Raw genomic sequence first — 25651 nt, 5'->3', positions numbered from 1 at the left:
GCTGCGAGGGACGCGATGCTAGGCAGCACTGAAGCAGCCTGGATGGTGAGCTACGAGGTCATGGGCGGACCGCTCGCGGACGCATCCGTCTGGCGCGGAGCTTTGCTCTGGGCCATCGCCCTTTACGTGCCGCTGAGCGCACCCCTTAGCAAGCTGGAATCCAGCCTGGAGGACAGTGACCTCCCTGAATCGGTGCGGCAACCGACCTTGGTGATCAGCAGCCTGCTGCTGGCCCTGGTCACCGGCGTCGTCACCCAGCTTGGATTCAGCTGGGCTTTGGGTCCCGGCTGGGCCTCAAGCCTTGGCGTTGTGGCCGTGGGCTGGAGTGTTTTACTAATCCTCGCTAATACGGGCAAAGACGAATAATTCAGGAGGCACCCGCCAGGGGATCAGCTGCAAATTCGTCGGGGACTTGATTGCCGTCCTCAGGGGGCTTGTCTTTGAGGACGATGCGCAGCAGCACTGGTGCGAGGAAGGTGGTGCCGATCACCATCAGCAGAATCGCTGCCTCAAGGCCAGGGCTGAGCAAGCCTGAAGCCGTTCCCAGGCCCAAGAAAATCAGGCCAACTTCGCCTCGGGGCATCATCCCCAGACCCACAACCAATTTATTGGTCTTTTCCTTGCTGAAAATGGCCCAACCAGCAGCCACCTTGCCAATGATCGCCACGACGAACAGGAAGGCTGCAACCACAAGAGCAGAACGGGCACTGGGGTCGGAGGGATTGATCACCGACAGATCCATGCCGGCACCCACCAGAACAAAGAAAACAGTGGCGAACAGGCCAACAATGGGGGTGACCGACGCCTGAATTTCGTGGCGGTGCTTCGAAGTGCTTGCAATCAAACCAGCAGCAAAGGCCCCAAGGGCAGCCTCCAAACCAATCGCTGAGGCAACAAAACAACTGACGGCCAGAAGCAGGTAGGAGCCAATCAACTTGGCGCCCGGAGCCTTGAGTTGGTCAATCATCCAATCAAAAGCCGGTGCGGCCTTCTGGCTTAACAACAGGGCCACCACCACGAACAGCACCGCCGCCACCACCAACTGGACGATGGGACCAATCTCCAGGCTGCCACCGGCACCCAGGGAGACCACGATTGCAAGAATGACGATGCCGAGGATGTCGTCGAGCACGGCAGCGCCGATCACGATCTGCCCCTCACGGGTGCGCAGATAGCCCAGTTCGCCGAAGACACTTGCGGTGATGCCGATGCTGGTCGCCGTCATCGAGGCGCCAGCGAAGATCGCTGGGATCGCATCCACATGGAAGATGGCCATCAGGCCAAGGGTGCCGAGGGCAAAGGGCAGCACCACACCCACCACAGCGACACTGAAGGCCTGGGCCCCCACCGCCATCAATTCCTCCAGCTCGCTCTCAAGACCTGTGAGGAAGAGCAGGGAGTAGAGGCCCAACGTGGCCACCGCCTGCAAAGCTCCGAAGCTCTCGTTGTACAGAGCTGGAATCTCGTCCACCGGCACATGCGACAGACCGGAGACAACCTCGGAAAAAGCGCCAGAGAGCTGCACCTGAGTCTCCGGCGGCACCAGAAGATGCAAACCCGAGGCACCGATCAGCACGCCAGCCAGGAGCTCCCCAAGGATGGTGGGCAGCTCGAAACGCACCAGCACCTCAGCGAGGGTGCGGGCAGCCACGAAGATGAGCATGAAGCGAAGGACGCCGATCAGCGTTTCCGCCAATTCGAGGTCATGGCTGCTGATTTCGCTCAGCAGGGTGGGCAGCAGCATCAAGCCGGGCATGTCTCACGCCGAACCTTAATGGTGATTCCGCCGCTGAACTGTTCGCTGGACGATCCCAATTGACCGGGAATGCTGTAGAAGCACGCTTTTTTGCAGGCAGCCCCAATTGTGATCGCTACGGTCCATGTAATTCATTGAGTTGGGCTCCGAGCACCCCTGGCCTGACGGTGATTCCACGCTCCTTGGCTCGCTGACCCCCCATGACCACGTCCCAACCGTTCGATCTGCGTCTGCCGACACCCGGCTGTCACAACGACCCCGAACGCGCCGGCCTCGATGCCAAGAGCGTGTTCGACGGCATGACGGAGCACCTGTTCTTCACCCTCGGCAAACTGGCTCCCACTGCCAGCCGCCATGACCTCTACATGGCCCTGAGTTATGCAGTGCGCGACCGCTTGATAATGCGATATCTGGCCACCACCGAAGCGATGAGGGCCCGACCGCAGAAATCGGTGGCCTACCTGTCGGCAGAATTCCTGATCGGCCCGCAACTTCACAGCAACCTGCTGAACCTGGGGATCCAGAATGAGGCCGAAGAGGCCCTGAAGAATTTCGGCATCGAGTCGCTGCAGCAAATCCTTGATGTGGAGGAGGAACCGGGTCTGGGCAACGGCGGGCTCGGTCGCCTAGCGGCTTGCTACATGGAGTCGCTGGCGAGCCTGAAGATCCCGGCCACCGGTTACGGCATCCGCTACGAATTCGGCATCTTCGACCAGCTGATCCGCGATGGCTGGCAGGTGGAGATCACCGACAAATGGCTCAAGGGAGGCTGGCCATGGGAACTGCCCCAACCCGATGAGGCCTGTTTTGTGGGCTTCGGTGGCCGCACCGAGAGCTACATCGACGACAAAGGCAATTACCGCTCCCGCTGGATTCCAGCGGAACACGCCATCGGCATCCCCCACGACGTGCCAGTGCTGGGGTACCGGGTCAACATCTGCGATCGGCTCCGGCTGTGGCGTGCCGATGCCACCGAAAGCTTCGACTTCTATGCCTTCAACATCGGCGACTACTACGGCGCCGTTGAGGAAAAGGTGGGCAGCGAAACCCTCTCCAAGGTGCTGTATCCGAATGACGGCACTGACGAAGGCCGACGTCTTCGCCTGAAGCAGCAGCATTTCTTCGTCAGCTGCTCACTGCAGGACATGCTGCGCAGCCTCGACAACCGTGGGCTTGCCGTCGAAGACTTCCCCAACTACTGGACGGTTCAGCTCAACGACACCCATCCGGCCATCGCCGTGGCGGAGCTGATGCGCCTGCTGATCGACGATCGGCATCTGGAGTGGGACCGGGCCTGGGACATCACGTCCCGCTCCGTGGCCTACACCAACCACACCTTGCTGCCGGAAGCCCTGGAGAAGTGGGACCTCAACCTGTTCAGCAGCCTGCTGCCTCGCCATCTGGAGCTGATCTACGAAATCAACCGACGCTTCCTTCAGCAGGTGCGGCTGCGCTACCCCGGCAACGACGAGATCCAGCGAAAGCTGTCGATCATCGATGAAGAGGGCAGCAAAGCCGTGCGCATGGCCCACCTAGCCACGATCGGCGCACACCATGTGAACGGTGTCGCAGCGCTGCACTCCGATCTCGTGAAAACCGACCTGCTGCCGGAATTCGCAGCGCTGTGGCCCGAGAAGTTCACCAACGTCACCAATGGCGTCACCCCGCGCCGCTGGGTAGCCCTAGCCAACCCCGAGATGTCCGCCTTGCTGGATGAGCACGTGGGGCCCGATTGGATCTCCAACATGGAGAGTCTTAGGAAGCTGGAGGAACGACAGAACGACCAGGGCTTCCTGGAGCTCTGGGGCAACACCAAGCTGTCGGTGAAGCGCAAGCTGGCCACCTATATCCATCGCAACACAGGTGTGTTGGTGGATCCCTCCAGCCTGTTCGACGTGCAGGTGAAGCGCATCCACGAGTACAAGCGCCAGCACCTCAACGCCCTGCAGGTGATCACCCAGTACCTGCGAATCAAGAACGGCCAGACCGACGGCATGGCGCCCCGCACCGTGATCTTCGGCGGGAAGGCCGCTCCCGGCTACTACATGGCGAAGCTGATCATCCGCTTCCTCAACGGCATCGCCGACACCATCAATGCCGATCCCGACATGGACGGCCTGCTGCGGGTGGTGTTCCTGCCGGACTACAACGTGAAATTGGGAGAGCAGGTCTACCCCGCTTCGGATCTGTCCGAACAGATCTCCACCGCCGGCAAGGAAGCCTCCGGCACCGGCAACATGAAATTTGCCATGAATGGTGCCCTCACCATCGGCACCCTCGATGGGGCCAACGTGGAGATCCGCGAGCTGGTGAGGAGCGAAAATTTCTTCCTCTTCGGCAAAACCGTGGAAGAGATCACTGCCCTCAAGCAAAGCGGTTACCGCCCGAGCGACGTGATCTCAGCACTTCCGGAGCTGCAGGAGGCCCTGCGGCTGATCGAAATGGGGCACTTCAGCAACGGCGACGGAGAACTGTTCCGACCTCTACTCGACAACCTCACCGGCAATGATCCTTTCTTTGTGATGGCCGACTACGCCGATTACCTGCGGGCCCAGGAAGCAGTCAGCCGCGCCTGGAGCGATCGGATGCACTGGAATCGGATGTCGCTGCTGAACACGGCCCGAACCGGGTTCTTCTCCTCCGACCGTTCCATCAGCGAGTACTGCAACAACATCTGGGCCGTGGATCCACTCAATGTGGAGATCACCTGCGACGTGCGTTGAAAACAGCCATAAAAGAAGCCCTGGGGTCTTCCCCAGGGCTCTGACCAGACATCAAGTGTCAGTTCCGATCGGGTAGATCGGGAGTCTGGTGCAACAGGCGATTGAGCCGCAGACGGTCCACATTCAACGGATCTGGAGCCAACTCACCGGCCAGCTCGCGGAACTTCTGCTCAATTTCCTCGGGAACGCGCACATCAAAGACCCGTTCCATCAAGGCCTCAATCGAGAACAGATGAGCGTTGATGTTCTCCAGATCAGCGATGGCCTGCTGGAGACCATCACCTGATTCCTCAGGGAGGGGCACTCCTGCTGCTGCAGGCTTTGAGGCTGCTGCGTCTGCTGTTTGACGGGAGCCGTGCTGCTTTTGTAAGTCCTCGAGAACGCGTCCGGAAAGGGTCCGGAAAGACTGGAGGGCTGCCCAGTTGAGCTCCTGTTGTTGACGAAGAGTGGGGGATTCCCGGATCAGCCGGTCATGCTCCCGGTAAAACCGTTGGCAATCCGGGCACTGGCAGGGCTCTTCCGGCAATGCAGTCCCTCGCGATCATTTCCCACTATGCCACTGATCAAGCCGCCTGAGGTCCCAAATCTTCCTCGGCCTGGGGGCCATCCTCAGCAGCCGTGTCGGGCAGAGGGATTTCAATGGACGACACAACACCGATCACATCCCGCAGCCGCATGGAGTCCGCAAACCAACCCATGGCTTGTTCTGTGTCGCCGCGGCGTTCGGCATCACTGGCCTGGTCCTCATGGGCCTCTGCCAGAAGAGCAAGCCAGCAGAGACAGCGGGCTTGAACCACCGATAGGTCCAGATCCGTGGGCTGGGATTCTGCAATCCGCTCACTTTCCTGCTGCACCAACAGCCGCAGACGAAGATCGTGAAGCTGGGTCATGGCACCCACACCCGGTTGGGACAACCCTAGCGGTGGTGAACGATCTGCCCACCCCACCAGATGTAGCGCTCACTACTTCTTCAGCAATTCTCACGGGGCTGGCGGGACTCGAACCCACGACCTACGGTTTAGGAAACCGTCGCTCTATCCAGCTGAGCTACAGCCCCAGACCTCTGAATTATGCCCACGAGGCATGATGAGACCTGAAAGCAGGCGAGGTGGTTGCGGCCGATCTCTTTGAGTGTCGGCTGAGGAAAGTCCGGGCTCCCTGATGGCCAGGCTTGCTGGGTAACGCCCAGTGCGGGTGACCGTGAGGAGAGTGCCACAGAAACACACCGCCGATGGCCGGCTCGCCGGCACAGGCAAGGGTGCAAAGGTGCGGTAAGAGCGCACCAGCAGCATCGAGAGGTGCTGGCTCGGTAAACCCCAGCTGGGAGCAAGGCCAAGGAACGACGGCTGGCCATTGGCCCCGTTCCGCTTTAAAGCGCCGCTTGAGGCCGTCGGTAACGGCGGTCCCAGATAGATGGCCACCCACCCTCTGCAGACCAACCTCTGTGGGGCGTGAACAGAACCCGGCTTATGTCCTGCTTTCAACCCCCTTTCCGCGTTGCTCAGGAGTCCCTGTGGATCCATCCCGCGCCGCAGAACTCACCAACCTGATCCAGCGCCTCGATGCTGGAATCCCGATCGAACCGAAGCTGCTGGGCCTGGTGGATCAGGCCCTGACCCACGTGTCGACCGGCCAAGCCCGCAACCTGGAACGGCTGGAATTCCTTGGTGATGCAGTGCTGCGGCTCGCCGCCACCGAATTCATCGACCGCCACCACGCCAATCTCGCGGTGGGTGCCTGTTCCAACCTGCGGGCCCAGCTGGTCAGCGATCGATGGCTGGCGGACGTGGGTGCAACGCTTGCCATCGAACAGCACCTGCTGTTGGGGCGGCACGCCCAAGGGGATCGTTCCGCCCAATCCAGGCTGCGGGCCGATGCCACCGAGGCACTCATCGGAGCGTTGTACAGCGCCCTAGGAGATCTGGAGCCTGTTCACCGCTGGCTCACCCCCCACTGGCGTGCCACCGCCCAAGCGGTGCTGGCGACTCCCCATCAGTTCAACGGCAAAACCGCCCTGCAGGAGTGGAGCCAAGGCCAAGGGCTGGGACTACCCGAGTACGCCACGGAGGAATGCAGCCAGCAGCACGGAGACCCCGAACGCTTCCTCTGCCGGGTGAGCATTCAAGCCCGGGAGCTGGCAAAGGCCAAAGGCCGATCCCGCAAAGAGGCGGAGCAGTACGCCGCAGCTGCTGCCCTTCAGATCCTGGAGGGCAACGACGCGCCGCAGGCATCGCAGTGAAGGGCGTCCTTGCGATGGCCCTGGCGCCCGCAGCTGCTGCAGGTCATTTCCAGCCCGCGCTGCTTGTGATGCTGCACGCCTGACACCGTGAGGATGCCTGTAGGGATCGCAATGATGCCGAAACCGAGAATCATCACCACCGAGGCCAGCAACCGCCCGAGCTCTGTCTGGGGCTCCACGTCGCCATAGCCAACTGTGGTCATGGTGACTATCGCCCAGTAAACACCGCTCCCCACCGTCTGGAACTGGGAATCGGGCCGTTCGCTTTCGATCACGAAGATGCTGTAACCGAGCACCACCTGCAGCAGAACAACGAAGAACAGGAAGACGCCAATGGTGCGGGCACTGCCCGCAGGGCCTGCCCAAGCACACGGGCCTCATCAATGAACTTGAGCAGCTTGAACACCCGCAGGATGCGGCCGAACTTGAACACCCACAGCAACAGCTCGCTGCGCACCTGCGGCACAAAGAAAAACAGCACCGCTGACGCGTCGATCAATCCGGCGAAGCTGAACAGGTAGCGGCGGGGCTTCTCCACCAGGGCCAGATGCAGAACGAAATCCGCAGCAAACACCGAAAGGCAGAGGTTCTGCACCAGATCGATCCAAGCACATTGGTCTGGCGCAGGGCCGAGTTACCCAAGGGGTCTGGCTCCAGCAGCAGCGCCAAAACACTCAGCAGAATCGCCCCGAAGATGACGGTGTTGTAGGCCTTACCCGCAGGGGTGCTGGCTTCCAGCACCGTGGCCTGCAGGCGTTGTCGCAGGTGCGGTCCGTGTCCATCGCCTCAGGCCGGCTGTAGGTCTTTCAAGCGCAGGGTCACCAACTTGTCCCAGTTGCCGCCTTCGAAGAGAACAGCCGCACGGTCGCCGCTGATCCTCTGCACGAAGCCGGTGTAACCGTTGTAGATCGAGGTGGCATCGGCCACGGTCACGGTGGAGCCGGGAAGGATCGGAGCGGTTGCAGACGCCATGGCTCGGTCTTGGACTGATCTGGCGCCATTATCGGCAGAGTGTGTGGCGGATGGCATGGCGGAGAGCGACGACTGGCTCAGCGTCGGCAAGGTCGTGGGAGTCCAAGGGCTCCAAGGGGAGCTGCGAGTGAACCCCGCCAGTGATTTCCCCGAGCGTTTCACGGCGCCAGGGCCCCGCTGGCTACGCAGCCGCAAAGGTGGTGACCCCACGGAAATCCAGCTCAAAAAAGGCCGGCAACTGCCCGGCAAGTCGTTGTTTGTCGTGCGCTTCGAGGGAATCGACAACCGCAGCGCCGCCGAAGCCCTGGTGGGACAGGAACTGCTGGTGTCGGCGAACGATCGGCCCGAACTTGAAGAAGGTGAGTTTCACCTGCTCGATCTGATGGGGTTGGAGGCGCGGCTCACTGCCGATGGCCCAGCCATCGGCACGGTGAGCGACCTGATCAGTGGCGGCAACGATCTGCTGGAGATCACCACCACCGATGGCCGCAAGCAGCTGATCCCCTTTGTGGAAGCGATCGTGCCGGAGGTGCAGCTCGAAGAGGGCTGGCTGCTGCTCACGCCGCCACCGGGCCTGCTGGAGCTCTGACAAATCTCTCGCGGGCATCGACAGAAGCCCCTAGAGCGAGCGAATCTGGGTCACCGCCTTCAGGACGTGATGGCCGCCACACCGCTGATTCCTGTGATCCTTTGCGGAGGAACCGGCACACGGCTGTGGCCTCTATCGCGGGCGAGTTACCCCAAGCAGTACTGGCCGTTAAGTGGTGACGGCGAAGCGACGCTGGTGCAACAGACCCAGCAACGCCTCAATGGCCTGGAGGCCCTCGCGGCTCCGCTGTTGCTCTGCAATGAAGACCACCGCTTCATCGTGGCCGAGCAGATGCGCCAGATCGGTGTGGAGCCGAACGCGATCCTTCTGGAACCAATGGGCCGCAACACTGCCCCCGCCGTGACGGTGGCCGCACTACAAGCAACGGCCAACGGCGACGACCCGCTGCTGCTGGTGCTGGCGGCGGATCACCTGATCCGCGATGCCGCCCAATTCCGCCAGGCCATCGACGCCGGCCGCAAGCCCGCTGAAGAGGGGCGCCTGGTGACCTTCGGCATCGTGCCGACGGCCCCGGAAACCGGCTACGGCTACATCGAGGCCAGCGAACCCTTCTCCCTTGGAGGACCGGCGCATGTGCCGATCAAGCGCTTTGTGGAGAAGCCAGACCAGACCACTGCAGAGCAGTTCCTCGCCACCGGCCGCTTCACCTGGAACAGCGGCATGTTTCTATTCCGCGCCAGCGCCATGCTGGCGGAGCTGGAACGGCTGGCCCCGGAGGTGGTGAGCTGCTGCCGAGCAGCTTTAGAGCAGGACACGGCCGACCTGGAATTCCATCGACTGGAACGCGAGGCCTTTGCCAAGTGCCCCAACGTGGCCATTGATGTGGCCGTGATGGAAAAAACTGAGTTGGGCAGTGTGCTGCCGCTGGATGCGGGGTGGAGCGACGTAGGCAGCTGGAGTGCCCTCTGGGAAACCTCAGAGCAGCGGGATGCCCAGGGCAATGTGCTGCAGGGCCACGTAATCGCCGAAGGCAGCCGCGACTGCTACCTGCGCAGCGAACACCGTCTGGTGGTGGGGCTGGGGGTTGAAAACCTGGTGGTGGTGGAAACCGACGACGCCGTATTGATTGCGGATCGCTCGAAGGCCCAGGAGATCAAGACCGTGGTAAACCAGCTGGAGGAGGCCGGCAGCCCAGAGGGGAAGGCGCACCGCAAGATCTATCGCCCCTGGGGCCATTACACGGGTGTGACCGAGGGAACCCGCTGGCAGGTGAAACGGATCTCAGTGAAACCCGGCGCCAGCCTGTCGCTGCAGATGCACCACCACCGCGCCGAGCACTGGGTGGTGGTGAAGGGCACGGCCCTGGTTGAGCGCGATGGCGCAGAGCAGCTGGTGGGTGAAAACCAGAGCACCTACATCCCAATGGGCTGCAAACACCGGCTCTCCAACCCCGGTCGGATCCCGGTGGAACTGATCGAAGTGCAGAGCGGCGAGTACCTCGGTGAAGACGACATCGTGCGCTTCCAGGACCGCTACGGCCGCAGCGACCTCAGCAGTAGTGATCTCAGCATGAGTGCCAGCTGAGGATCACTCCACCGTGACGCTCTTAGCCAGGTTGCGGGGTTGATCCACATCCAGGCCGCGATGGGCTGCGATGTGATAGCTCAGCAACTGCATCGGCACCACGGTGAGCAGAGGACTGATCCATTCGCTCACGGAAGGTACCGGCAGCAATTCATCAAACAAGTCAGTGTCGGGCCCCTGGGGCGCCACACCGATCAACTGGGCATCGCGGGCCTTGGCTTCCTGAGCGTTGCTGAGCACCTTCTCAAACACCACACCGGGCACGGCGATCGACACCACCGGCACGCGGGAATCAAGCAAGGCAATCGGACCATGCTTCATCTCACCGGCCGGGTAGCCCTCGGCATGGATGTAGCTGATCTCCTTGAGCTTCAACGCGCCTTCCAAGGCGATGGGATAGTTGATTCCCCGGCCCAGGAAAATCACATCCTGGGTGTCGGCAAAACGATGGGCCAGTGCCTCGGAACGCTGGTCGTGTAGATCCACCAAATGGCGCAACTGTTGCGGCAGGCTGCGGAGTTCATCCACCAGTGCCTTGATCTCCGCCACGGGACGAGCGCCACGCCGGGCGGCAAAGGCCATCGCCAGGCCATAGAAGGCCAAGAGCTGACCGAGGAAGGTTTTGGTGGCAGCCACCCCGACCTCAATGCCGGCCCCTATATCGAGGATGTGAGGCACCTGGCGCGACAGGGAGCTTTCCGGTCGGTTGGTCACCCCCAATTGGCGGGGCGCAAAGGCAGGATCCCCTTGGGCCAGACGCCGCTCCGACTCCATGGCCAGGGCAGCGAGGGTGTCTGCCGTTTCACCGGACTGGGTTACCCCGATCGTGAGGGTGTGGGGGACCAGCGGGGGCGGGGAGTAGCGAAATTCACTGGCGTAGTGCACCGACGTGGGAATCCCGGCGAACTGCTCCAGCAAATAAGCCCCCACCAGCGCGGCGTGACGGCTGGTGCCACAGGCCAGGATCTGAATCCGCTCGATCCCTTCGTAAAACGCATCGTCCAGCGGCAGTGCCACGGGCTGTTCAACCGGCAATCCCTGGGGCAAATGACGGGTCACCCAAAGCTCGGCCGTCTCCGGTTGCTCGTGGATTTCCTTGAGCATGAAGTGACGGAACTCACGCTTGTCCGCCACGTGGTCTACGCCGCTGAGCTGGGTGGGCATGCGTTGCTGCCGCAAGCCTGCAGCGTCGTAGAGCTCCACCCCCAGAGGTGAGAGCAGGGCCACCTCTCCGTCTTCCATGGGAAGGATCGTGCGGGTGAAGCCCGCCAAGGCCGGTGTGTCGCTGGCACAGAGGAATTCACCCTCCCCCAAACCGATCAACAAAGGGGCCGCCTTGCGGGCCACCACCAAAGCCCCCGGCGCCTGATCCCAGATCACCGCCAGGGCATAGGCCCCCTGCAGCTGGGGCAATACCCGCTGCAGGGCCTCCAACAACAAGCCACCCCCAGGTATTCCAGCTTCGGCCTGTAGTTGCTGCAGTTCCGCTGCCAGCAAGTGAGGGATCACCTCAGTGTCAGTCTCCGACTGGAAGACCACCCCTGCAGCTTCCAGCTGCTCCCGCAGGGCACGGTGGTTCTCAATGATTCCGTTCTGCACCACAGCCACCGCGCCATCGCTGCTGCGGTGCGGGTGCGCATTGCGCTCTTCCGGCTTGCCGTGGGTGGCCCAGCGGGTGTGGCCGATGCCGCATTGGCCGGGAGCCCCTTCAGCGTCAAAACAAGCGGTGAGGTTGCGCAGCTTGCCCTTGGCCCGCAGGCAGGTCAGCTGCCCCTGGGCGGCCACCGTGGCGATCCCAGCGGAGTCATAACCGCGGTACTCCAACTGCCGCAGGCCCTCCAGAAGCTGAGGCGCCGCTTCGCGGGAGCCGACCAGGGCAACGATTCCGCACATACAAAAAAAGCCCGGCTAAGCCGGGCCGAGCTTATGAGGTGAAACTGGGCAGATCAGTAAGCCAGACCCATGGAGCGAGTGGTTTCGTCTCCCAAGTAAACGCGGATGCTGAGGAAGTCTGTGGGGCACGCCGTTTCACAACGCTTGCAACCGACGCAATCTTCGGTGCGTGGGGATGAAGCAATCTGGCCGGCCTTGCAGCCGTCCCAGGGGACCATCTCAAGCACGTCGAGAGGGCAGGCACGCACACACTGGGTGCAGCCGATGCAGGTGTCGTAGATCTTGACGGCGTGGGACATGTGCCCGATGCATACGAAGGCTTGCGGCAAACGTACCCGTCCCTCGGCGGTCCATGGCCAGGCCGTCACCGTTGTTAACGGCGCAGTCGTTGGTGAGGAGACACTGAAGGCGTGCCCGTAAGATGCAGTGTCCCGTTGCCACGGCTATGTCCCAGGAAGCGATTCTCGAAAAGGTGCGCTCGATCGTTGCGGAGCAACTGAGCGTTGACTCCGGCGAAGTGAAGCCCGAATCCAACTTCCAGAACGATCTGGGTGCTGATTCTCTGGACACCGTGGAACTCGTGATGGCCCTGGAAGAGGCCTTCGACATCGAGATTCCCGACGAAGCCGCTGAAGGCATCACCACAGTTGGGGACGCCGTCAAGTACATCGAAGACAAGCAGGCCTGAGCAACGCAATGGTGGATGGTCTCCATCGCGTCGTCATCACCGGCCTCGGCGCGGTCACACCGATCGGCAACACGGTTCAGGACTACTGGAACGGCCTCACCTCCGGCAGGAACGGAGTTGAGGCCATCACTCTGTTCGATGCATCCGAGCACGCCTGTCGCTTTGCGGCGGAGGTGAAGGATTTCGATCCGTCCGGTTTCATCGAACCGAAGGAAGCCAAGCGCTGGGATCGGTTCTGCAAGTTCGGCGTGGTGGCTGCCAAACAAGCTGTGGCCCATGCCGGACTTGAGATCAACGACGCAAATGCGGATCGGATCGGCACGATCATCGGTTCCGGCGTCGGCGGTTTGCTGACGATGGAAACTCAAGCCCACGTGCTGGAGGGTCGCGGTCCGGGACGGGTGAGCCCGTTCACGGTGCCAATGATGATCCCCAACATGGCCACGGGTTTGGCGGCCATCGCTCTTGGCACCAAGGGGCCTAGCTCAGCAGTGGCCACCGCCTGCGCTGCCGGCTCCAATGCTGTTGGTGATGCCTTCCGGTTGCTGCAGCTGGGCAAGGCGGACGCGATGGTTTGCGGTGGCGCCGAATCGGCGATCACACCCCTAGGGGTTGCAGGCTTCGCCAGCGCCAAGGCCTTGTCGTTCCGCAATGACGATCCGGCCACGGCTAGTCGTCCGTTCGATAAGGAGCGGGATGGCTTCGTGATCGGGGAGGGTGCCGGCGTGCTGGTGCTTGAAACCCTCGAACACGCCCAAGCCCGTGGCGCCGCCATCCTCGGTGAAGTTGTGGGTTACGGCATGACCTGCGATGCCCACCACATCACTTCACCCACGCCAGGCGGCGTCGGTGGTGCCGAGGCGATGCGTTTGGCCCTGTCGGATGGCGGCATTGATCCTTCTGAAGTTGACTACGTCAACGCCCACGGCACCAGCACCCCGGCAAACGACAAGAACGAAACCTCGGCGATCAAGAGCGCCCTCGGCGACCGAGCGCTGCAGATTCCAGTGAGCTCCACCAAATCGATGACCGGTCACCTGCTGGGTGGCTCAGGCGGCATCGAGGCCGTGGCCTGTGTTCTGGCGCTACAACACGGCGTCGTGCCCCCCACGATCAACCACACCACCCCGGATCCCGACTGTGATCTGGATGTCGTGCCGAATACGGCGCGGGATCAGACACTTGGGACCGTCTTGTCCAACTCCTTCGGCTTCGGCGGCCACAACGTCTGCCTGGCTTTCAAACGCGCCAGCTGAGCCTTCGCGCTCACGCCGTGCGTCAAAATCGCTCCAACTTTTCCTCTTAACACCATGGTCGCTGCGCCCGCGTCACTCGACACGCTCTGCATCAACAGCATTCGGATGCTGGCTGTCGACGCCATCAACAAGTCCAACAGCGGCCACCCCGGCCTGCCGATGGGCTGCGCACCCATGGGTTATGCCCTCTGGGACAAGTTCCTCAAGCACAACCCCAAGAATCCCAAGTGGTTCAACCGCGATCGCTTCGTGCTGTCGGCTGGCCACGGCTGCATGCTGCTCTACGCACTGCTGCACCTCACCGGTTACGACTCGGTGACGATCGAGGACATCAAGCAGTTCCGTCAGTGGGGCTCCAAGACTCCCGGTCACCCCGAAACCTTTGAAACCCCGGGTGTTGAAGTGACCACCGGCCCTCTGGGTGCCGGCATTTCCAACGCTGTGGGCCTGGCCATCGCTGAATCGCACCTTGCGGCCAAGTTCAACAAGGCTGACGCCACCGTGGTGGATCACTACACCTATGTGGTGATGGGCGACGGCTGTAACCAAGAGGGTGTCTCTTCCGAAGCTGCCTCCCTGGCTGGCCACCTGAAGCTGGGCAAGCTGATTGCTCTGTATGACGACAACAGCATCACTATTGACGGACGCACCGATGTGTCCTTCACCGAGGACGTGCTGAAGCGCTACGAGGCCTATGGCTGGCACGTGCAACACGTGGCCGAAGGCAACACCGATGTGGATGCGATCGCCAAGGCGATCGAAGCCGCCAAGGCCGTCACCGACAAGCCGTCGATCATCAAAGTGACCACCACCATCGGCTACGGCTCCCCCAACAAGGCCGATACCGCTGGTGTTCACGGTGCAGCTCTTGGCGAAGAGGAAGCCGCTCTGACCCGCCAGCAGCTGGGTTGGGACTACGCCCCCTTCGAAATCCCCCAGGACGCCTACGACCAGTTCCGCAAAGCAATCGACCGCGGCGCCAGCCTCGAAGCCGAGTGGAACCAGACCTTGGCCACTTACCGCACCAAGTACCCCTCCGAAGCCGCCGAATTCGAGCGGATGCTGCGCGGTGAGCTGCCCGAGGGCTGGGACAAGGACCTGCCCACATACACCCCGGAAGACGGTGGCCTGGCCACCCGTAAGCACTCCCAGATCTGCCTGGGCGCACTGGGCCCAAACCTGCCCGAACTGATCGGCGGCTCCGCCGACCTCACCCACTCCAATTACACGGACATCAAGGGCGAGACAGGCTCCTATCAGGCCAGCAGCCCTGAGAAGCGCTACCTGCACTTCGGTGTGCGCGAACACGCCATGGCGGCCATCCTCAACGGCATCGCATATCACAACAGTGGCCTGATCCCCTATGGCGGCACCTTCCTGGTGTTTGCCGACTACATGCGCGGCTCCATGCGCCTGTCAGCCCTGAGCATGCTGGGTGTGATCTACGTACTCACCCATGACTCCATCGGCGTCGGCGAAGACGGCCCCACTCACCAGCCGATCGAAACCATCCCATCGCTCCGCGCCATGCCAGGGATGTTGGTGTTCCGCCCTGGCGACGGGAACGAGACGAGCGGTGCTTACAAGGTGGCCATCCAAAACCGCAATCGCCCCAGCTCCCTCTGCCTCAGCCGCCAGGGCATGGCCAACCAAGCCAACTCCTCGATCGACAAGGTGGCCTTGGGCGGTTATGTCCTCGAAGACTGCGCCGGCACACCGGATCTGATCCTGATCGGCACCGGCACCGAACTGGACCTCTGCGTCCAGGCAGCCAAGCGACTCACCGCTGAAGGCAAGAAGGTGCGCGTGGTTTCCATGCCCTGCGTCGAACTGTTCGACGAACAGACCGACGCCTACAAGGAAGAGGTGCTCCCTAACGCCGTGCGCAAGCGCATGGTGGTGGAAGCTGCTGAATCCTTCGGCTGGCACCGTTTCATCGGCCTCGACGGCGACAGCGTCACCATGAACCGCTTTGGCGCTTCTGCCCCCGGCGGCACCTGCCTGAAGGAATTTGGATTCACCGTGGAGAACGTGGTGGCTAAAGCCAAGGCTCTGCTCGGCTGATCACCAGAACACTTCAAAACCAAGACCCTCTGCCGCGGCAGAGGGTCTTTTTTTAATGCCACAAACCAGTGGCCTCATACAAAAAGCCCGACGTCCTAACGGACGCCGGGCCAACACCTGAATTCAGACAACGAAATCAATCAGCTTTATCGAGCTTGAGCGGAGTGAGCTCTGCAGCACCGGCTTTGGTTTCGAGCACCTTTTCGAGACCTTCAAGGTCCTCATCAGTGATCTTGGTCTGCATCGGGCAATGCTTGGGTCCGCACATGGAGCAGAACTCAGCCTGCTTGTAGATGTCTGCCGGAAGGGTTTCATCGTGATACTCCTTGGCCCGCTCAGGATCCAAGGACAGCTCGAACTGCTTGTTCCAATCGAAGGCATAACGGGCCCGGCTGAGCTCGTCATCACGGTCCCTAGCGCCGGGGCGGTGACGGGCGATGTCAGCCGCATGGGCCGCGATCTTGTAGGCGATCAGGCCTTCGCGCACATCATCAGCGTTGGGCAGACCAAGGTGCTCCTTCGGCGTCACGTAACAGAGCATCGCCGTACCATGCCAACCAGCCATAGCCGCGCCGATCGCGGAGGTGATGTGGTCGTAACCAGGGGCAATGTCTGTAACGAGGGGACCGAGCACATAAAAGGGAGCTTCGCTGCACTCCTCCATCTGCTTCTTCACGTTGAACTCGATCTGATCGAGGGGCACATGTCCAGGACCCTCCACCATCACCTGCACGTCGTGCTCCCAGGCGCGACGGGTCAGTTCACCGAGGGTGTGCAGTTCGGCCAGTTGAGCGGCGTCTGACGCATCGTGCTGGCAACCGGGGCGAAGCGAGTCACCGAGGGAGAAGGTGCAGTCGTAGCGTTTGAAGATCTCGCAGATGTCGTCAAACCTCGTGTAAAGCGGGTTCTGACGGTGGTGATAGAGCATCCACTGGGCAAGGATCCCGCCCCCGCGGCTGACGATGCCGGTGATGCGGCCCTTCACCTTCGGCAGGTGCTCAATCAGCAGGCCTGCGTGGATGGTCTGGTAGTCAACGCCCTGCTGGCAGTGCTTCTCGATGATGTGGAGGAAATCATCCTCATCCAGCTTCTCAATCGAGCCGTGGACACTCTCGAGGGCCTGATAGACAGGCACCGTCCCGATCGGCACTGGAGATGCACCAATGATCGCGGTGCGCACCTCATCGAGGTTGACGCCGCCGGTGGAGAGATCCATCACGGTGTCGGCGCCGTACTTGACGGCCAGCTTCAGCTTCTTCACCTCCTCGGCAGCATCGGACGCATTCGGGGACGCGCCGATGTTGGCGTTAACCTTGCACTTGCTGGCGATGCCGATCGCCATCGGCTCCAGGTTGGTGTGATTGATGTTGGCCGGGATGATCATCCGACCCCGGGCCACTTCTTCCATCACCAGCGACTCGGGCAGGTTCTCCCGCTTCGCCACATGGGCCATTTCTTCGGTCACAACGCCCTGGCGGGCGTAATGCATCTGAGAGACGTTGGCCTGGCCCTTGCGGGACTCAACCCAGGAAGCGCGCATGATCTGAGGTGCGACGGACAGCCCAGGGGTCGACGTTGTGGCCGTGGATCACGCTCAAACACTTCCCTGCGCCGGCATGACCCGGTATCAGGTTCGGAGGGTGTGATCTCAGTCTGGGTTTTGGTGAAACCCAGACACCCCTAGTGATAGTTAAACGCTAGCAAGCGTTGGTCAAAGGACCATTCAGCTGGCTTGCAAACCATTGAGCACCGCAGCCACTACCCGGTGATCGCTGTCCTGCTGCAGAGATTGCAGAAAGCCTCTGGCCTTTGCCCCGATAGGGTCGCTGCCCCTTTCACGGACGATCCGACTAAGGATCTCGGCTCCACTGACCCGCACGATCGCGTCAGCATCAGCAATGGCCATGGTGGCCAGCTCCAGCAGCCAGGTGAGATCTATCTCCGGCTGTTCTGCCAGAGCCGACAAGATGCTGCAGCGCACCAACCAGGCGGCATCAGCTTCAAAAGCCAAGCGCAACAAGGGCCAGGCCCGCTGCACCCCGTAGCTGGCCAGGGCATTGGCTGCCTCAGCGCGAACATTGGGGTCTTCGTCAGCCGTGATCAGCTCACTGAGCACAGCCCAACCCTGCTCGGTGCGCTTGTAGCCCAGTCCGCTGCAACTCAAGGAGCGCACCAGAAAAGGCTTCTGCTCCGTGCCCAGCACCAACAACGGCACAGCTTCAGTGTCCGAGCAATGGCGGAGCTGAGTGATCGCTGGCATCGCCTTCACAGGATCTCCACTGGCAATAGCCAGGCGCACCGCCTCGAGATCAGGGCTTTTCGGATCGGTCTCACTCATGGGTTGCTGCCAGGGGTGCGCGCCCTCTGAAAATCGGCCAACAGCCTGGCGCGGCGGCGCTGCCGACCGAGAGCGCTGCTGATGATGAGACCCGAACCCACAAGCACGGCAGGCAGCACCTGCACCCGGTCCTTGCCCTGGCGCTGATTTGTGGCCAGCAACGCGAGCAGGATCAGCAACGGTGCCCCGAGCGAGACCCAAATCACCGAACGACGTTGGTTCATACCGAAGTGTTCTCCGCGATCCACGCCAGCACGGTGGCCGTGAGAACCGCAATACCAACACCAAGGGCACCTTCCTCCAGTGCAAACGCTCCGTTGTGCAGCGGCGCACACCCTTCGGGCCCGGCCACCCCCAACCGCACCATCATTCCCGGGACATCCCGAAGCAGCTCAGCAAAGTCTTCCGCCCCCAGGGAGGGTTGCTCCACCGGCAGCACCTTGTCGCGGCCCAGACACTCCACCGCACAGCGTTCGAGCAAGGTCGTGAGCTGCGCATCGTTGTGCACCGGTGGCGCAATACAGCGGTAGTTCACGACGGCGGTGCCGCCACCGCTGGCACAGATCCCCTGCACCGTCTCGTCGATCCAGGCCGGCAGTTGGGCATGCTGCTGAAGATCCAGGCAACGCACCGTGCCCAGCAAACGCACCTGATCGGCAATCACGTTGAAGGCACGCCCTCCTTGCACCTTGCCGAAACTGATCACCACCGGCTGCAACGCATCCAAGCGGCGGGCGATGGTCTGCTGGAGCTCTGTGATCACCCGAGCCGCCAGCCAAACAGCATCCACCGACTGATGGGGACGAGCACCATGGCCACCCTCCCCCTGCACCAGAATCTCCAGCTCGCCGGCCGCCGCCGTCAGACAGCCCCGCCGAATTCCCACCGTGCCCACCGGCAGATTCGGGACCACATGCACCCCATACAAAGCATCAAGGCCGTCCACAGCCCCCGCATCCCGCATCCAAACCGCCCCCTGGGCCAGCTCTTCGGCGGGTTGAAACAGCAAGCGCACCCGAGCCGACAAACTCGGCTCCTGGGACAGCAACCGCGCCACCCCGAGGCCTGTGCAAGTGTGCAAGTCATGGCCGCAGGCATGCATCAAGCCCTGGCGGGTGGAGGCATAGGGCAAACCGGTGCGCTCCTCCACTGGCAGGGCATCCATGTCCACCCGTAAGCCCACCGTGGGGCCGTGATCCGGACCCAATTCGGCCACCACGCCCGTGCGTCCAACCCCCTCGCGCACCCGCCACCCCAACTGGCGCAACTCACCTGCCACCAGAGCCGCCGTCTGGTGTTCCTCACCGCTGAGTTCGGGGTGAGCATGCAGATGCCGGCGCAGCTCAAGCAACTCAGGCAGCTCTCGGATGAGTCGATCGGAAAGGGCCGACGCCTGGGTCATCTCAGGACGCCTCCAAAGCAAGGAACGCCATCAGATCCGCCGTCGGCTGTGGTGGCCAGCGGCGCACCTGCTGCAACCAGTCGGCCTGGCGGTAACGCTGGTCCAGCCCTGCAGCCGCGGCCCAGTGGCTTTCGGCTTCACCGCTGGATCCCTCACGCCAAAGCAGGCCGCTGAGGGCCGCCCGGGCATCAGCAAACAAGGGATATCTGCGAATAAGTTTGCGAAATTCCGCTTCCGCCCAGTCAAGATCTCCCGCCTGCCAGGCCGCCAGGGCCTCACTTGAGCGGGCCATGGCAAAACCAGGGCGGGCGAGGGCGGCCTGGCCATAAAGCGCTCGGGCCTCAGGCCAATCCCCTTGCGAGCCGCGCACATTGGCAAGGTTGTAGAGAGCTGAAGCATCCTGCGGATCGCGCTCCAGGATCCAGAGATAGTCGTTCGCTGCCGCCGACCAGTCTTGAAGGGCCTCCTCTGCCGTGCCCCGGTTGAGGCGAGGGTCGCTTTCCTCCGGCGCCAGAACAATCGAGGCCGTCTGGTCAGCGATGGCCCCGGAAGGATCACCCAGGGCCAAACGCACATTGCCGCGGTTGCTCAAAGCAGCCGCATCCTCTGGGGCCTGTTCAAGGAACCGATCCCACAGGGGCAGCGCCTCCGCGAAATCGCCCTGACGGCTGGCCGTCAATGCCTGCGCGTAGAGCCCCTGCAGATCGAGGGCCTGAGCCGGGAGTGCCAGCACCAGGCTCAGTAGCAGCACCAGGATCCTGTTCATGCCGCCTCCGCCAGGTGACTACGGGCCGCATCCGTGACCATCCGGCCGCGGGGGGTGCGCATTAGCAAACCCTGCTGCAGCAAAAACGGTTCCACCACGGTCTCCAGAGTGACGGGGTCATCGCCGAGGGCCGCTGCCAGGGTCTCAAGGCCCACCGGGCCGCCACCGTGGTGGTCGATCAGCAGCTGCAACAAGCGCCGATCGCTGGCATCAAGGCCGCGATGGTCGACGCGGTGCAGGCTCAGGGCCTCACCCACCAGGGCCTGATCAATGGCTCCACAACCACCGCCGCGCACGCTGGCCACATCCCGCACCCGGCGCAGCAAGCGATTGGCGATCCGGGGGGTGCCGCGACAGGAGGCGGCAATGCTGCTCCGGGCCTCCGGCGTGAGGGCGACGCCGATCAAGCCTGCGGTGCGCTCCACGATCGCTTCTAGATCGTCCTGGCCGTAAAACTCCAACCGCTGAATCAAGCCGAACCGATCCCGCAGCGGGGAGCTCAGCGATCCGGCGCGGGTGGTGGCTCCCACCAGGGTGAAGGGCGGCAAATCGAGTGAACGGGTCCGTGCCGTGCTGCCCTTGCCCACAGTGAGATCGAGGCGACGGTCTTCCATCGCCGGATAGAGCAACTCCTCCGCCACCCGACTCAGGCGATGTATCTCGTCAATGAACAGCAGATCACGGGGCTGCAGATTGACCAACAGGCCAACAATGTCGCGCGGGCGTTCTAGGGCTGGTGCACTGGTGACCTTGCACTGCACCCCCATTTCTTCGGCCAGCACCATGGCCATGGTTGTTTTGCCCAGGCCCGGCGGGCCGTAGAGCAGCACATGATCGAGGGCATCACCGCGGCCGAGCGACGCCTCCACCGCGATCCCCAACACTTGTTTGAGCTCGCTTTGGCCGATGTAGTCGTCCAGGCGCTGAGGCCGCAACTTGTCTTTCGGCCGACTCACCGCCTCTTCAAGGGCCAGCTTGGGGTCCACCAACGCTTCGGGACGGCGTGGTGGCTTGCGACCGGAGCTGGAGGAGACAATCGCCATGCGGGCAGGGTACCCAGACCTGGATAGGGTCGGTAGACGCAGCCGCAGCCATGGCCAAGGGAGGAGCAAAAAAAGCAGCCGCAGCCGCAGCGAGGGCCGCAGCCAATCGGATGCTGGCGGACAACCGTCAGGCCCGGCATCAATACGAGATCCTCGAAACCCTAGAAACCGGCATCGAGCTGGTGGGAACCGAGGTGAAGTCGATCCGTAACGGCAAAGCCAACCTGCGCGATGGCTTCTGCCTCATTCGCAATGGGGAACTGCAGTTGCACAACGTGCACATCTCACCCCACACCCACGCCGGTAGCTACTTCAACCACGACCCGCTGCGCACCCGCAAACTGCTGGCCCACCGCCGCGAGATCGATAAGTTTCGCGGTCTGGTGGATCAGAAAGGGCTGACACTGATCCCGCTGAGCCTCCAGCTCAAGGGTTCATGGATCAAGCTCACCATCGGGTTGGGCAAAGGCCGAAAGTTGCACGACAAGCGGGCCGCAGAAAAGGAAAAGCAATCCAAGAAAGAGGTGAAGGCAGCGATAGCTCGCTACTGATTGAGCGGGTCTGCCCGGCAGGACAGGGTGAACACACCGGAAGAGACCCCCTCGTTGGTGACCAACACCTGCAAGGGCGAGCCCGCCGCCGCCGCAATCCGGACCACCCGCAGAGGGTGCAGCTGCTCCACGACCATTCCATTGGCACCAAACACCATCATCTGCATCAGCGGTGTGCCATCGATGTCCAAGGCCAGGTCATCACCTGCCGGAACCTCTACAAGCACCAAACGCGCACCACCGGCAGGAATACGCAAAGAGGTTTTGGTGGGTTTCAGGGGGCGCGCCTTGAGCCTCACGATCTCGACGTCATCAAGGCTCTGCATCGCCGCCGCAATCCAGAGCTGACGAAAGGGTTCAGCGGGTTTGCGGCCCCGCATGGTTACCGGCAGATGATCCTGGGCGCCAGCACTCACAAGATGCTCCACCACCATCGGATGAACGCCCTGTTTCAACAGCGCCTCACGAGGCTGCTGCCAGTCCCCTGCCCTGAGACGCCCCAACTCTGCCCGAATCGCCGGCGGCAGCTGCTCGATCCGTGCCAGCCACTCCTCCGCCAGCTGGGTCCAGACCCTTCGCAGCCTCGCATCCTCCAGCGATTCCGAGCTGAGCTGGCTGGCATCCACCAGATTGATGAACCATCCACGATCCACCTGAAGCGCCCGCAGCCGGGTGAACAGCTGCTGGCGTTGATCAAGCTCCTCTGGCGGCAAACTGACGGCAGGCTGCTGAGCCGCATGATCGGGTGCAGTGTCTGCGGGTGAGCTGCGTGGGAGGAGAAACCAACCGATGGCAGAACCCGCCAGCGCCGATAGCCCAAGGGCGATCACCACGGGCCAGAGAAGACCTTCCGCACCCTGCTCGCGAGCCGACGCCCGCCGGGTTCGCGCCGGTACGGCCAGCTCTGTTGTGGACGCGGGCAAAACCACCGACTCCAGAGCCCTCAGAACCTCAGCGGCCTCGTCAAAACGGCGCTCCGGTGCCGCAGAGAGCAGGCGCTCCAGCACCTGACGGAATCCTGAGTCCACCTCTAGGTGCTCCGGCAAGCCGCCGCCATGGTGAGCCGTACCGCTGAGCAGCCCCAGGGCGGTGACCCCCAGGTCGTGCAGATCACTCCAGGGAGCATCTATCGGTGTGACGCCGTACCGCTGCAGCCGGCCACCCTCCAGCAACACAGGAAGGCCGTCGCTGCTGCGGCGCAGCAGATGGCGGGGATTCAGATCACCGTGCACCAGACCACTGCCATGCAACACCGACAGCACCGGCAGGACTTGGCGCAGCAACAGCAGCACCTCATCCGCACTGAACCGCTTTTGACGCAGCAGCACTTCGTAAGCGATGCCGTCCTGCCAATCACGCACGAGCCACAGCGCACCATCCAGCTCGAAAAACTCACCGCAGCGGGGCAACTGGGGATGCAACAGCGTCTGCAATTGAGGCCAAACCCCAAGCAGCCTCTGCTGGGCTGCAGGGGTCTCCAGTTGGCGCATGGCCACCGGCAGATCACCCGCCATCACATCTATGGCACGCCACAGGGAACCCTGTACCGAATCGGGTCCACTCAGCCGTTCCTCCAGGCGATATCGCTCCACCAGCACCGTGCCGGAACCTCTCAAGGGATTCAGCCGCTTCAATGGGCTGATGGTACCGATGGTTTCCAGCACCCCCTAGGGTCCGAACAGGATTGATAAGGCCTGTGCTGCTGGAGACTCTGCTGGCGGTGCGGCGCCGCAGCGAAGCACTGATCGAACCTCTGGAACCGGAAGATCTGATGCTCCAAGGGATGGCCGATGCCAGCCCACCCAAATGGCATCTAGGCCACTCAACCTGGTTCTTCGACACCTTCGTGCTGCAGCCCCACGCACCTGGACACCAGGCCTGCGACCCGGTGTGGAGTTATCAGTTCAACTCCTATTACGAGACCATCGGAGCGCGTCATCCCCGGCCGCAAAGGGGCCTGCTGAGCCGCCCATCCATCACAGACGTTCTGGCCTGGCGCAAAAGGGTGGATGCCGAGCTTGAGGCGCTGCTGATGGATCCTCCCGAAGGGGGCACAACCCTGGTTCAGCTCGGCCTGCAGCACGAACAGCAGCACCAGGAACTGCTGCTGATGGACCTCCTGGACGGGTTCAACCGCCAGCCGTTGGAACCCGTCTACAACCCTGAGGCTGAGCTGACCCTGACCCTGGAGGAGGAGCAGTGGCTGGCCTGCCCTGGCGGGTTGACGGAGATCGGCCACCGGAGCGACGGGTTCCACTTCGACAATGAGACACCGCGCCACCGGGTGTGGCTGGAGCCGTTTGAGCTGAACAGCAGCCTTGTGAGTAACGCCGCCTACGCCGCCTTCATCGCTGACGGGGGTTATCAACGCCCCGAGCTGTGGATGAGTGAAGGCTGGTCGCTGGTGCAACAGCACCAGTGGCTGGCGCCGCGCTACTGGCGGGAAGACAACGAGGAATTCACCCTGGCGGGCCGTCGCCGGCGCAACCCCAAGGCACCGGTGCGGCATCTCAGCTGGTTCGAGGCGGATGCCTATGCCCGCTGGAATGGAGCCCGGCTCCCCACCGAAGCGGAATGGGAGCACGCCTCTGGTCTGCATGGCAGCGCCATGCAGCACGCCCACCGGGTGCTGTGGCAGTGGACCGCCAGTGCCTACAGCCCCTATCCCGGGTTTCGGCCGGTGGAGGGGGCTATCGGCGAATACAACGGCAAATTCATGAGCTCCCAGATGGTGCTCCGCGGAAGCAGTTGGCTCACACCCCCGAGCCACGAACGCGACAGCTACCGCAACTTCTTTGCGCCAGCGAGCCGCTGGATGGCCGCTGGCATCCGTCTGGCCCGATGAGCATCACCCTGCTCAACCTCCACCCAGCTCCTGCGGACCTTCAGCGCCTGGTGAGAGATGGCTTGCTGCGCAGCCCTCGCCAGCTGCCGGCCTGGCTGCTTTACGACGCCGAAGGATCACGGCTGTTCGCCGAGATCTGTCGGCAACCGGAATACACCCTCACCCAACGGGAAATCGCACTGTTGGAAGACAACGCACCCGCCATCGCTGCCGCCACGGGCCCCGGGCTGGTGGTGGAATTCGGCATTGGCAACGCCCGCAAAGTCGATCCGCTGCTCACGGCCCTCAACAGCAGCGTCTTCGCTGCGTTGGACATCAGTTTTAGTGCTCTGGAAGAAGCTCTCTCCGGGCTCGCCACCCGACATCCCAACACCGCCATGGTGGGCATCTGCTGTGACCACACCCGCCTGGTGCAGCTGCCTCAACATCCCGCCCTGGAGGGACAACGGCGCATCGGCTTCTTCCCCGGCAGCTCCCTGGGCAACTTCACCCCGGAGGAGGCTGTTCAGTTCCTTCACAACGCCCGGCAGTTGCTGGCCGGCGGACCACTGCTTCTGGGGCTGGATCAACCGCGCGAGCCGGCCCTGATGGAGGCCGCCTACGACGATGCCGCCGGCGTCTCCGCCGCCTTCGCCCGCAACCTGCTGCTGCGGCTCAACCGAGACCTTCAGGGCGATGCCGATCCCCAGCAATTCCGCTACCGGGCCCGCTGGCAAGCGCAGCAGCAGCGCATTGAAATGGCTCTGGTGAGCACGCAAGACCAGTCTGTGCACCTAGGCGGTGAGACCTGGTTCTTTCGCCAGGGCGAAGCCTGGATCACCGAACACAGCGTCAAATACTCCCCAGACGCCGCGGGCGATCTTGCGGTTCAGGCCGGCTGGCGGATTGAACGCACCTGGAGCGATCCGCACCAGCAGATCGCTCTGCATCTGCTTTTGTCGGCAAACTAAGCCCACAGACTTATCCCACAGACGGAGCCCA

At 62.5% G+C, this 25651-nt stretch carries 24 protein-coding genes, 1 tRNA gene, 1 other RNA gene, 1 pseudogene and 1 riboswitch; of the genes and pseudogenes, 12 read left to right on the top strand and 15 right to left on the bottom strand.

Annotated elements, in window-relative coordinates:
- Nucleotides 1-15: 15 nt before the first annotated feature.
- Nucleotides 16-366: a hypothetical protein gene (locus FZX09_RS10360; RefSeq protein WP_226402554.1), complete on the top strand. Its 351-nt coding sequence runs from the start codon at nucleotides 16-18 to the stop codon at nucleotides 364-366.
- Between the two features lies 1 nt (nucleotide 367).
- Here the strand turns inward: FZX09_RS10360 and FZX09_RS10355 are convergent, their stop codons facing one another.
- Complete coding sequence (locus FZX09_RS10355; RefSeq protein ID WP_226402552.1) at nucleotides 368-1744, bottom strand: cation:proton antiporter; 1377 nt, start codon at nucleotides 1742-1744, stop codon at nucleotides 368-370.
- A 212-nt stretch (nucleotides 1745-1956) separates the two neighbouring features.
- Here FZX09_RS10355 and FZX09_RS10350 point away from each other — a divergent pair, with 212 nt between their 5' ends.
- Nucleotides 1957-4479 (top strand): glycogen/starch/alpha-glucan phosphorylase, encoded by a 2523-nt coding sequence (locus FZX09_RS10350; protein ID WP_226402550.1) that lies wholly within the window; start codon nucleotides 1957-1959, stop codon nucleotides 4477-4479.
- A 58-nt stretch (nucleotides 4480-4537) separates the two neighbouring features.
- Here FZX09_RS10350 and FZX09_RS10345 read toward each other — a convergent pair whose 3' ends face one another.
- The 3 genes from FZX09_RS10345 to FZX09_RS10335 all read right to left on the bottom strand — a co-directional run bounded on the left by FZX09_RS10345 (nucleotide 4538) and on the right by FZX09_RS10335 (nucleotide 5536).
- On the bottom strand, nucleotides 4538-5005 hold the full coding sequence (locus FZX09_RS10345; protein WP_226402548.1) for a hypothetical protein: 468 nt from the start codon (nucleotides 5003-5005) through the stop codon (nucleotides 4538-4540).
- 37 nt (nucleotides 5006-5042) lie between these two features.
- Nucleotides 5043-5369, bottom strand: coding sequence for a hypothetical protein (locus tag FZX09_RS10340; protein WP_186494314.1), 327 nt, complete (start codon nucleotides 5367-5369; stop codon nucleotides 5043-5045).
- 93 nt (nucleotides 5370-5462) lie between these two features.
- Nucleotides 5463-5536, bottom strand: a tRNA-Arg gene (locus FZX09_RS10335).
- A 38-nt stretch (nucleotides 5537-5574) separates the two neighbouring features.
- On the opposite strand from FZX09_RS10335, the gene rnpB reads away from it, so the two are divergent.
- An RNA gene (rnpB, locus tag FZX09_RS10330) (RNase P RNA component class A) lies at nucleotides 5575-5965 on the top strand.
- Between the two features lie 27 nt (nucleotides 5966-5992).
- Nucleotides 5993-6718: a ribonuclease III gene (gene rnc, locus FZX09_RS10325; RefSeq protein WP_226402546.1), complete on the top strand. Its 726-nt coding sequence runs from the start codon at nucleotides 5993-5995 to the stop codon at nucleotides 6716-6718.
- On the opposite strand, the pseudogene FZX09_RS10320 reads toward rnc, so the two are convergent.
- Nucleotides 6676-7483: pseudogene (locus FZX09_RS10320) on the bottom strand (ion transporter). The gene rnc and the pseudogene FZX09_RS10320 overlap by 43 nt on opposite strands.
- A gap of 21 nt (nucleotides 7484-7504) precedes the next feature.
- On the bottom strand, nucleotides 7505-7690 hold the full coding sequence (locus FZX09_RS10315) for an NAD(P)H dehydrogenase subunit NdhS (protein WP_226402544.1): 186 nt from the start codon (nucleotides 7688-7690) through the stop codon (nucleotides 7505-7507).
- A gap of 55 nt (nucleotides 7691-7745) precedes the next feature.
- Between FZX09_RS10315 and rimM the strand changes: the two genes are divergently transcribed.
- A complete protein-coding gene (gene rimM, locus FZX09_RS10310) occupies nucleotides 7746-8279 on the top strand; it encodes a ribosome maturation factor RimM (RefSeq protein ID WP_226402586.1) in 534 nt (177 codons plus the stop codon).
- A 69-nt stretch (nucleotides 8280-8348) separates the two neighbouring features.
- Nucleotides 8349-9824 (top strand): mannose-1-phosphate guanylyltransferase/mannose-6-phosphate isomerase, encoded by a 1476-nt coding sequence (locus FZX09_RS10305; RefSeq protein WP_226402542.1) that lies wholly within the window; start codon nucleotides 8349-8351, stop codon nucleotides 9822-9824.
- 3 nt (nucleotides 9825-9827) lie between these two features.
- Here the strand turns inward: FZX09_RS10305 and glmS are convergent, their stop codons facing one another.
- On the bottom strand, nucleotides 9828-11717 hold the full coding sequence (gene glmS, locus FZX09_RS10300; RefSeq protein WP_226402540.1) for a glutamine--fructose-6-phosphate transaminase (isomerizing): 1890 nt from the start codon (nucleotides 11715-11717) through the stop codon (nucleotides 9828-9830).
- 53 nt (nucleotides 11718-11770) lie between these two features.
- Nucleotides 11771-12016, bottom strand: coding sequence for a photosystem I iron-sulfur center protein PsaC (gene psaC / locus FZX09_RS10295; RefSeq protein WP_006850103.1), 246 nt, complete (start codon nucleotides 12014-12016; stop codon nucleotides 11771-11773).
- Nucleotides 12017-12162: 146 nt separating this feature from the next.
- Between psaC and acpP the strand changes: the two genes are divergently transcribed.
- Genes acpP through tkt form a run of 3 tightly spaced genes read left to right on the top strand, consistent with a single transcriptional unit; the run spans nucleotide 12163 to nucleotide 15725 of the window.
- Complete coding sequence (acpP, locus tag FZX09_RS10290; RefSeq protein ID WP_011363161.1) at nucleotides 12163-12405, top strand: acyl carrier protein; 243 nt, start codon at nucleotides 12163-12165, stop codon at nucleotides 12403-12405.
- An 8-nt stretch (nucleotides 12406-12413) separates the two neighbouring features.
- Nucleotides 12414-13661, top strand: coding sequence for a beta-ketoacyl-ACP synthase II (gene fabF, locus FZX09_RS10285; RefSeq protein ID WP_226402538.1), 1248 nt, complete (start codon nucleotides 12414-12416; stop codon nucleotides 13659-13661).
- Between the two features lie 54 nt (nucleotides 13662-13715).
- Nucleotides 13716-15725 (top strand): transketolase, encoded by a 2010-nt coding sequence (tkt, locus tag FZX09_RS10280; protein WP_226402536.1) that lies wholly within the window; start codon nucleotides 13716-13718, stop codon nucleotides 15723-15725.
- 136 nt (nucleotides 15726-15861) lie between these two features.
- On the opposite strand, the gene thiC is transcribed toward tkt, so the two are convergent.
- From thiC to ruvB, 6 genes are all read right to left on the bottom strand, one after another.
- Nucleotides 15862-17265: a phosphomethylpyrimidine synthase ThiC gene (gene thiC / locus FZX09_RS10275; protein WP_226402534.1), complete on the bottom strand. Its 1404-nt coding sequence runs from the start codon at nucleotides 17263-17265 to the stop codon at nucleotides 15862-15864.
- Nucleotides 17266-17311: 46 nt separating this feature from the next.
- A riboswitch (TPP riboswitch) is annotated at nucleotides 17312-17417 on the bottom strand.
- A 31-nt stretch (nucleotides 17418-17448) separates the two neighbouring features.
- Nucleotides 17449-18063, bottom strand: coding sequence for a HEAT repeat domain-containing protein (locus tag FZX09_RS10270; protein WP_226402532.1), 615 nt, complete (start codon nucleotides 18061-18063; stop codon nucleotides 17449-17451).
- Complete coding sequence (locus FZX09_RS10265) at nucleotides 18060-18287, bottom strand: DUF3188 domain-containing protein (RefSeq protein ID WP_226402530.1); 228 nt, start codon at nucleotides 18285-18287, stop codon at nucleotides 18060-18062. Before FZX09_RS10265 ends, FZX09_RS10270 begins: the two co-directional genes overlap by 4 nt.
- Complete coding sequence (locus FZX09_RS10260; protein WP_226402528.1) at nucleotides 18284-19465, bottom strand: amidohydrolase; 1182 nt, start codon at nucleotides 19463-19465, stop codon at nucleotides 18284-18286. The genes FZX09_RS10265 and FZX09_RS10260 overlap by 4 nt, the downstream gene beginning before the upstream one ends.
- 1 nt (nucleotide 19466) lies before the next feature.
- Nucleotides 19467-20231 carry a tetratricopeptide repeat protein gene (locus tag FZX09_RS10255; RefSeq protein ID WP_226402526.1) on the bottom strand — a complete coding sequence of 255 codons (765 nt, stop codon included), beginning with the start codon at nucleotides 20229-20231 and terminating at the stop codon, nucleotides 19467-19469.
- Entirely contained in the window at nucleotides 20228-21274 is a 1047-nt protein-coding gene (gene ruvB, locus FZX09_RS10250) for a Holliday junction branch migration DNA helicase RuvB (protein ID WP_226402524.1), read from the bottom strand. Before ruvB ends, FZX09_RS10255 begins: the two co-directional genes overlap by 4 nt.
- 50 nt (nucleotides 21275-21324) lie before the next feature.
- Here ruvB and smpB point away from each other — a divergent pair, with 50 nt between their 5' ends.
- Nucleotides 21325-21825 carry an SsrA-binding protein SmpB gene (gene smpB / locus FZX09_RS10245; RefSeq protein WP_186571143.1) on the top strand — a complete coding sequence of 167 codons (501 nt, stop codon included), beginning with the start codon at nucleotides 21325-21327 and terminating at the stop codon, nucleotides 21823-21825.
- Here smpB and FZX09_RS10240 read toward each other — a convergent pair.
- A complete protein-coding gene (locus tag FZX09_RS10240) occupies nucleotides 21819-23441 on the bottom strand; it encodes a serine/threonine protein kinase (protein ID WP_226402522.1) in 1623 nt (540 codons plus the stop codon). The two genes, smpB and FZX09_RS10240, sit on opposite strands and share 7 nt — an antisense overlap.
- 80 nt (nucleotides 23442-23521) lie before the next feature.
- Between FZX09_RS10240 and egtB the strand changes: the two genes are divergently transcribed.
- The gene (gene egtB / locus FZX09_RS10235; protein ID WP_226402520.1) at nucleotides 23522-24670 is read left to right on the top strand and encodes an ergothioneine biosynthesis protein EgtB; all 1149 of its coding nucleotides are present in this window, start codon (nucleotides 23522-23524) and stop codon (nucleotides 24668-24670) included.
- Nucleotides 24667-25620: an L-histidine N(alpha)-methyltransferase gene (gene egtD, locus FZX09_RS10230; RefSeq protein ID WP_226402518.1), complete on the top strand. Its 954-nt coding sequence runs from the start codon at nucleotides 24667-24669 to the stop codon at nucleotides 25618-25620. Before egtB ends, egtD begins: the two co-directional genes overlap by 4 nt.
- Nucleotides 25621-25651: the final 31 nt, after the last annotated feature.

It is taken from the genome of Synechococcus sp. MU1643 (assembly GCF_020514095.1).
Classification (GTDB): Bacteria; Cyanobacteriota; Cyanobacteriia; order PCC-6307; family Cyanobiaceae; genus Parasynechococcus.
This window is presented reverse-complemented; position numbering and strand designations above follow the sequence as displayed.